This window comes from Nonomuraea sp. NPDC050786 (genome assembly GCF_040654115.1).
Lineage (GTDB): Bacteria > Actinomycetota > Actinomycetes > Streptosporangiales > Streptosporangiaceae > Nonomuraea.
The window spans coordinates 34,900-41,285 of the sequence record NZ_JBFAHJ010000055.1 but is presented as its reverse complement, the minus strand read 5'-3'; the positions used below and the strand labels follow the sequence as shown (position 1 = coordinate 41,285).

The following is a 6,386-nucleotide window of genomic DNA, read 5'->3' as shown; positions in this document are numbered from 1 at the left end:
TTCTGGATGAGTTGCCGTTGACGGGTAACGGCAAGGTGGATCGTGCTGCTTTGGAGCGGTTGGATGCTGGGCCTTCGACCACCGAGACCGCGCCGGTCGAGGTGGGGGAGAGCGCGCGCCGTCTGGCCGAGATCGTCGCTGAGGTCATCGGCGTCGAGCAGGTCGATCCCCTGGCCAACTTCTTCGAGATCGGCGGCGACTCGATCAGCGGCGTGCAGATCATCGCCAGGGCGAACGCCGAAGGGCTGGAGCTCAACCTCCAGGACCTGTTCGAGACGCGCTCGGTGGCCGAGCTGGCCGCCGAGCTCGACCGGCGCGAAGCCGCGGGCGGCCCGGGCCGGGCGTCGGGACGGGGCGTGCCGCTGACCGCGTACCAGCGCCGCCTTCTGGACGGTCACGGCGTCCACCGGATCGAGGTGCCGCTGCCGCAGGCCGTGGCCTCGGCGGACGTGGTGGCGGCGATGACGCAGATGGCGCGCCGCCAGCCGGCGCTCCGCCTGCGCCTGGCGGGCGAGGGGGCCGAGGTGCTGCAGACCGTGAGCGGAGAAGAGGATCTGGCCCTGCCGGTGATCGAGCTGGGCGCGCTGTCGGCCGCCCGCAGGACGGCGGCCATGCGGGAGATGACCGCGGAGATGCGGGCCGAGCTGGACGTGGCTGACGGCCCGGTCAGCAAGGCCGCGATCTTCGACCTCGGAGAGAGCCGGCTGCTCGTGTGGCTGCTCCACGAGCTCGTCGCCGACACGCGCTCCCTGGCGATCCTGGCCGGCGAGCTGCTGGCCCTGGCCGACCCGTCGGCCGCCGCGCCGCCACCGCTCCAGGACCCCATCGCGGCCTGGGCAGGCCGCCTGGACGACGGCGGCACACCGGCGGACCCGGGCGAGCACGTCCCGCCCCCCTCAGACGGACCGGGCGACGTCCCGCTCCTTCCTGACGGACCGGGTGAGGCGGACCACGTGCTGACTCTCTCGTCCGCCCAGACCGCCGCCCTGCTCGACGCCGCCGCGGCCCGCCGCGCGTCCATGCCGGAAATGGTGCTGTCGGCCCTGGTGGTCGCGTTGCGCGGCCACCTCGGCGACGCCGCCGCCGTGTCCGTGGACGTCGAACGCGACGAACGCGACGAGCTGGGCGCGCACGGCGCGGCGGGACCCGTGTCGTCGCTGGTCCATCTGCGGCTCGCCGCCGACGAGGGACGCGACCCGGCCGACCTGCTCCGCGTCGTGAAGGAGCGCTACCGCGGCCTGCCGCCCGAGGCTGCCGGCTGCGCCTCCCAGGTGCTCCTTCGCTCACCCGGCCGCCTGGACCTCCCGGAAGGGGCGGCGATCGGCCGGGACGGCGACGGCCACCGGCTGGACGTGTGCGCCGCTGTCTCCGGCGACCGGCTGACGGTCACCTGGCGGCATCCGGCGGGCGAGGAGCCCGCGCGGATCGTCGCCGCCCTGGCCGAACGCTTCCGCGCGGCGGTGGACGACGTCTGCGCGGACCGGAACGGCGCCCACGTCAGCGCCGCCGACTTCCCGCTCGCCGGACTCGACGACGGCGAGCTCGAAACGATCCTGGAGGTCCTGTGATGACCGCGGATCCGCAGTGGCGCCAGCGCGTACGGTCCTTCGCCGAGGACCGCCTGCGCCCGCTGGCCGCCGAGATGGACGTACGGGAACGTCTGGACTCCGACCTGGTCAAGGCCCTGTTCGCGGAGGGCCTGATGGGCGTGGAGATTCCCGAGAGGTACGGCGGCGCCGGCCGCGGCCTGTGGGAGACGGTCGCCACGATCGAGGAGCTGGCCCGCGTCGACCCGGCCGTCGCGGTGTTCGCGGACGTGCAGAACGTGCTGGTGGCAGGGGCTGTCATGCGGTACGGCACCGGCGATCAGCGCCGCCGTCACCTGCCGCGCCTGGCCTCCGGCACCGTGGGGGCGTTCGCCGTGTCGGAGGAGGAAGCGGGCAGCGACGCGTTCGCGATGTCGGCGACGGCGACGTCCGAGGACGGCGGTTTCGTGCTCACGGGCCGCAAGAAGTGGATCACCAACGCCGCCGAGGCCGGCCTGTTCCTGGTGATCGCCAAGGTCAGGGAGGGGGACGCCACTCCGCGCCTCACCGCGTTCCTGGTCGAGTGTCCGGCCGCCGGACTGACCGTCGGCCCGCGCGTGGCCAAGATGGGCATCAGGGCGACCTCGACCTGCGAGGTGATCCTCGACGGGGTCCGCGTCGGGCGCGAGGCCGTGCTCGGCGCGGTGGGCGAGGGCGACGTGCTGGCCATCGAGACGCTCGCCCTCGGCAAGATCGGCATCGCGGCGCAGCTCGTCGGCCTGGCCAGGGGCGCGATGGAGGGCGCGATCGGGTACGCCCAGCGGCGCCGCCAGTTCGGCGAGCCCATCGGGTCCTTCCAGGCGGTGCAGTTCGCGCTGGCCGAGATGGCGACGGAGGTGGCCGCGGCGAGCGCGCTGCTGGGCGACGCGGTACGCGCCGCGACCGGTGGCGGGACGGCGGCCGAGCGGCTGCGTGCCTGCTCCATGGCCAAGCTCTTCGCGTCGGACGTGGCGGAGCGGGTGGCCTCCAGGTCGCTGGAGATCTACGGAGGCAACGGGTTCTCCACCGCCTTCCCCGCCGAGCGGTTCTACCGGGACGTCAAGGTCGGCAAGATCTACGAGGGCACGTCCAACATGCAGTTACGCGGTATCGCCTCGACCCTGCTGGGCGCGCAGGGGGTGCGGCAGTGAGCGGCGCCGCCGCCCGGCTGTTCTGCCTGCCGTACGCCGGCGGTTCGGCCCGGGTCTTCCACGACTGGCGGGCGGCCCTCGAGGGGGTCGACGTCCGCCCCCTCGAACTGCCCGGCAGGGGGCTGCGGTTCTCGGAGGCGCCGCTGGACCGGCTGGAGCCGGTCGTCGCCGACCTGCTGGAGACGGTGGCCGCCGCGGACGACCTACCAGTGGTCATCTTCGGATACAGCTATGGAGCCCTGCTCGGATTCGAGCTGGCCTGGCGGCTGGAGCGGTTTCACGGCGTGCGACCGCTGCACCTGATCGTCGCCGCCGCGCGGGCGCCGATCTGGCCCGGGCCGATCACCCGGCTCAGCGACCTGTCCGACACCCAACTCCTGAAGGGCCTGCGGGCGATGAACGGCACCCCGCGGGAACTGCTGGAACACCGCCAGCTCATGGAGATCATGCTGCCGGTCGTCCGCGCCGACTTCACGGTGGCCGAGCGCTACCAGTACCGGCCGGGGCCACTGCCGTCCTGCCCCGTCACGGCCTTCTGCGGTGCGGACGACCCGGTCGTGAGCAGGGCGGCGATGGAGACCTGGGCCGAGTGCACGCGCTCCGGCTTCACCCTGCACGAGCTGCCGGGAGACCACTTCTTCCTGCGCAGCGCACGCGAACCGCTGCTGAACAAGCTCGCGGAAACCCTTTCATCCCTGAGTGAGGTGGCTTGATGCCGGTCAAAGCAGATGAGCTGGAGGACGTCTACCAACTTTCCCCTCTACAGCACGGCATGTTGTACCACAACCTGTACGCGCCGTCGGAGGGTAACTACATTGAGCAGTCGTTGCTGAACCTGACCGGCCGCATGGACACCGCCGCCTTCTGGGCGGCGTGGGACACGGTGGTGGCGCGGCACGGAGCGTTACGCACGACCTTCCATTGGGACGAGATCAGCAAGCCCGTGCAGGCGGTGCGCCGGCAGGGCGCATTGGAGCACGACGAGCGGGACCTGAGCCACCTTGCCCCTTGCGACCAGGACGAGGTGATCCACGCCAGATTCCTGGAGGAGCGGCGCGGCGGCTTCGACCTGGAGGCCGCCCCGCCGATGCGGGTGACGCTGTACCGGCTGGGCGGTGACCGGTACAAGGTGGCCCTGCGCTTCCATCACCTGATCCTGGACGGCTGGTCGGTCGGCATCGTGCTGTCGGAGTTCATGACCCTGTACAAGGCGGGAGTCGCCGGCCGGCCCGCGAACCTGCCGCTGCCCGGCCGCTACCGCGACTACGTGGCCTGGTGGATGCGGCAGCGCCCGGACGACGCCGAGGCGTTCTGGCGGGAGCGGCTGACCGGTTACCGCCCGCCGGCCCCGGTCCACCTGGGCGGGGTGGAGTCTTTGGACGGAGAGGTCTCCCACGAGCGGGAGAACCTGTCGCTGGCCGAGGTCGCCGATGAGGTGCGAGCCTTCGCCCGCGAGCACCGGCTCACCGCCAACACGCTGATCCAGTCGGCGTGGGCACTGGTGCTGGCCGCCTGCACGGCCGCCGATGACGTGGTGGTGGGCATCACGTTCGCCCACCGCCCGCAGGAGATGGCGCACGCCGACGCCACGGTCGGCTGCATGGTCTCCACCGTGCCCGTGCGCACCGTGATCCGGCCCGGCCTGCAGGTGGTGGAGTGGCTGCGCGAGGTGCAGGACCTGGTGATCGCCGTGCGCGAGCACTCGGCCGTGTCGCTGGTCGACATCCACTCCTGGAGCGGGGTGCCGCGCTCGGAGGAGCTGTTCGAGAGCCTGGTCGCCTTCCAGAACGTGCCGCTCCCGGAGTTCTCGCTGGCCAAGGTGGGGCTGGAGCTGGAAGGGTACGTCTTCGACAGCCGGCCGCACGTGCCGTTCTCGCTGGCCGTCCTGCCGGGCGGGGACTTCCCGCTGCGGCTGGTCTACGACCGCAGGCGGCTTGATGCGGATGGGGCGCGGCTGCTGCTGGGGGCCGTTCGCGCGGCGCTGCTGGCGATCGTACGCGGCCCCGAGGAGCCGCTGGACGCCCTCACCGACCCCGTACGGCTGGGGCTGCCGGTCGGCGGGGCGATGGCGGCACCCCGCACGACGGAGGCCGGGACCGAGCCCGGCGTGCCGCGCAACGAGACCGAGGCCGCCGTGGCCGAGCTGATGGCCGAACTGCTGGAGACCGGGCCGCTGGGCGTCCACGACAACCTCGTCGAGGCGGGCCTGCACTCGCTGCTCGGCACCCAGGTCGTCAACCGCGTGATGGATCGGTGGAAGACGCCCGTGTCGCTGCGGGCGCTGTTCGAGGAGCCCACGGTCGCGGGCCTGGCCCGGCTGATCGAGGGAGGTGGCGCCGAAGACGCCGGGTCCCAGGTGCGCGGCCGGCTCGACCTGGTGGCCGAGACCGCGCTCGGCGACGACATCAGGCCCGGAGGCGAGCCCGGCTGGGTGCCCGACCCGGAGCGGATCTTGCTTGTGGGCGCCACCGGCTATGCCGGCACAGCCCTGCTGTCTCGGCTGCTGCACGATACCGAGGCGACCGTGACCTGCCTGGTCAGGTGCGAGAGCGAGGAGGAGGGGCGGGCCCGGGTCCAGCAGGCGCTCAGGGCGGCCGGCCTGTGGCGCGAGGAGCAGGCCGGGCGGATGGAGATCGTCCCCGGCAACCTGGCCCGGCCGGCCCTCGGCCTCGACGAGGGTCGCTTCGCTGAGCTGGGCACGTCGATCGACGAGATCCACCACGTCGGCGGCGTCGTCAACATCATGTCCTCCTACCGCCGCGTCATGCGGACCAACGTGGAGGGCGCCCGCGAGGTGCTGCGGCTCGCCACGACCGGGCGTACGGTGCCGGTCCACTACCTGTCGGCGGCGGCCCTCACCCACCACCCCGACCCGGCCCGCGCCGGGCTGGAACTGCCGCTGGACCCTGACGTGCCCGCGGCCGGCAGCGGCTACCTGCAGGCGAAGTGGGTGGCCGACCGGATGATGACGCTCGCCCAGGAACGCGAGGTCCCGGTCGTGCTCTACCGCGCCTCCCGGCTGATCGGCAGCCCAGGGGAGGAGCACTGGAAGCTCGGCGACGGCACCAGCGAGATCCTCCGCGTCTGTGCCAGGCTGAACGCCTTCCCCGACTGCGACGTGGCCATGACGGCATCCCCGGTGGGCCATGTGACGGCCGCCATGTCCGCCCTGGCCCGCGACAAGGACTCCCTCGGCCAGGTCTTCCATCTGGTGAGCCCCCGTCCGTTCACGTTCCTGGACGTGGGCGAGGCGATGCGGGCCTGCGGCTACGACGTGCGCTCGATGGAGCTGGAGGCCTGGTACGCCGAGCTGGTCCGCCTGTCGCTGCGGGAGCCGTCCGGCAACTGGGACACCGCCATGGCGGTGCTCGGGCCGTGGGTGCGCGGCGTGCTGGGTGGCATGCGCGAGCCGGCGTACTCGTGCGAGCGGGCGGCCAGGGCGCTGGGCGACCGGCCGGGTTTCCCGCCGATCGACCCCGATTTCCTGGCGGGCTGCATAAAGCATTTCCAGCGGGCGGGCCATATCGCCGCCCCGTGATTCCGCGCCCGCCGATTGTCGACCGTCGCTGATTCGGCATGCCCATATGACTACTCCGATGGGGTGGTCATATGGCGAGTATGAGTGGCCATTTTTCATGGTCTCGGATATGTGAGACAAGATAATCCCAAC

Annotated in this window: 4 protein-coding genes; all 4 read left to right on the top strand. The window is 72.2% G+C overall.

Annotated features, from left to right (window positions below; all coding sequences use genetic code 11):
• Positions 1-1,568, top strand: a 1,568-nt coding sequence (locus AB0H84_RS51685; RefSeq protein ID WP_357621647.1) for a condensation domain-containing protein, incomplete at its 5' end; no start/stop codon positions are given.
• Positions 1,568-2,716 carry an acyl-CoA dehydrogenase family protein gene (locus AB0H84_RS51680; protein WP_357621644.1) on the top strand — a complete coding sequence of 383 codons (1,149 nt, stop codon included), beginning with the start codon at positions 1,568-1,570 and terminating at the stop codon, positions 2,714-2,716. The genes AB0H84_RS51685 and AB0H84_RS51680, both read left to right, overlap by 1 nt.
• Positions 2,713-3,429 carry an alpha/beta fold hydrolase gene (locus tag AB0H84_RS51675; protein ID WP_357621642.1) on the top strand — a complete coding sequence of 239 codons (717 nt, stop codon included), beginning with the start codon at positions 2,713-2,715 and terminating at the stop codon, positions 3,427-3,429. Before AB0H84_RS51680 ends, AB0H84_RS51675 begins: the two co-directional genes overlap by 4 nt.
• Entirely contained in the window at positions 3,429-6,254 is a 2,826-nt protein-coding gene (locus tag AB0H84_RS51670; protein ID WP_357621639.1) for a thioester reductase domain-containing protein, read from the top strand. The genes AB0H84_RS51675 and AB0H84_RS51670 overlap by 1 nt, the downstream gene beginning before the upstream one ends.
• Positions 6,255-6,386 lie beyond the last annotated feature (132 nt).

Excerpts from the sequence above, each read along its gene's own strand:
- AB0H84_RS51680 (WP_357621644.1), top strand. The coding sequence starts at position 1,568 with ATGACCGCGGATCCGCAGTGGCGCCAGCGCGTACGGTCCTTCGCCGAG.
- AB0H84_RS51670 (WP_357621639.1), top strand. The coding sequence starts at position 3,429 with ATGCCGGTCAAAGCAGATGAGCTGGAGGACGTCTACCAACTTTCCCCT.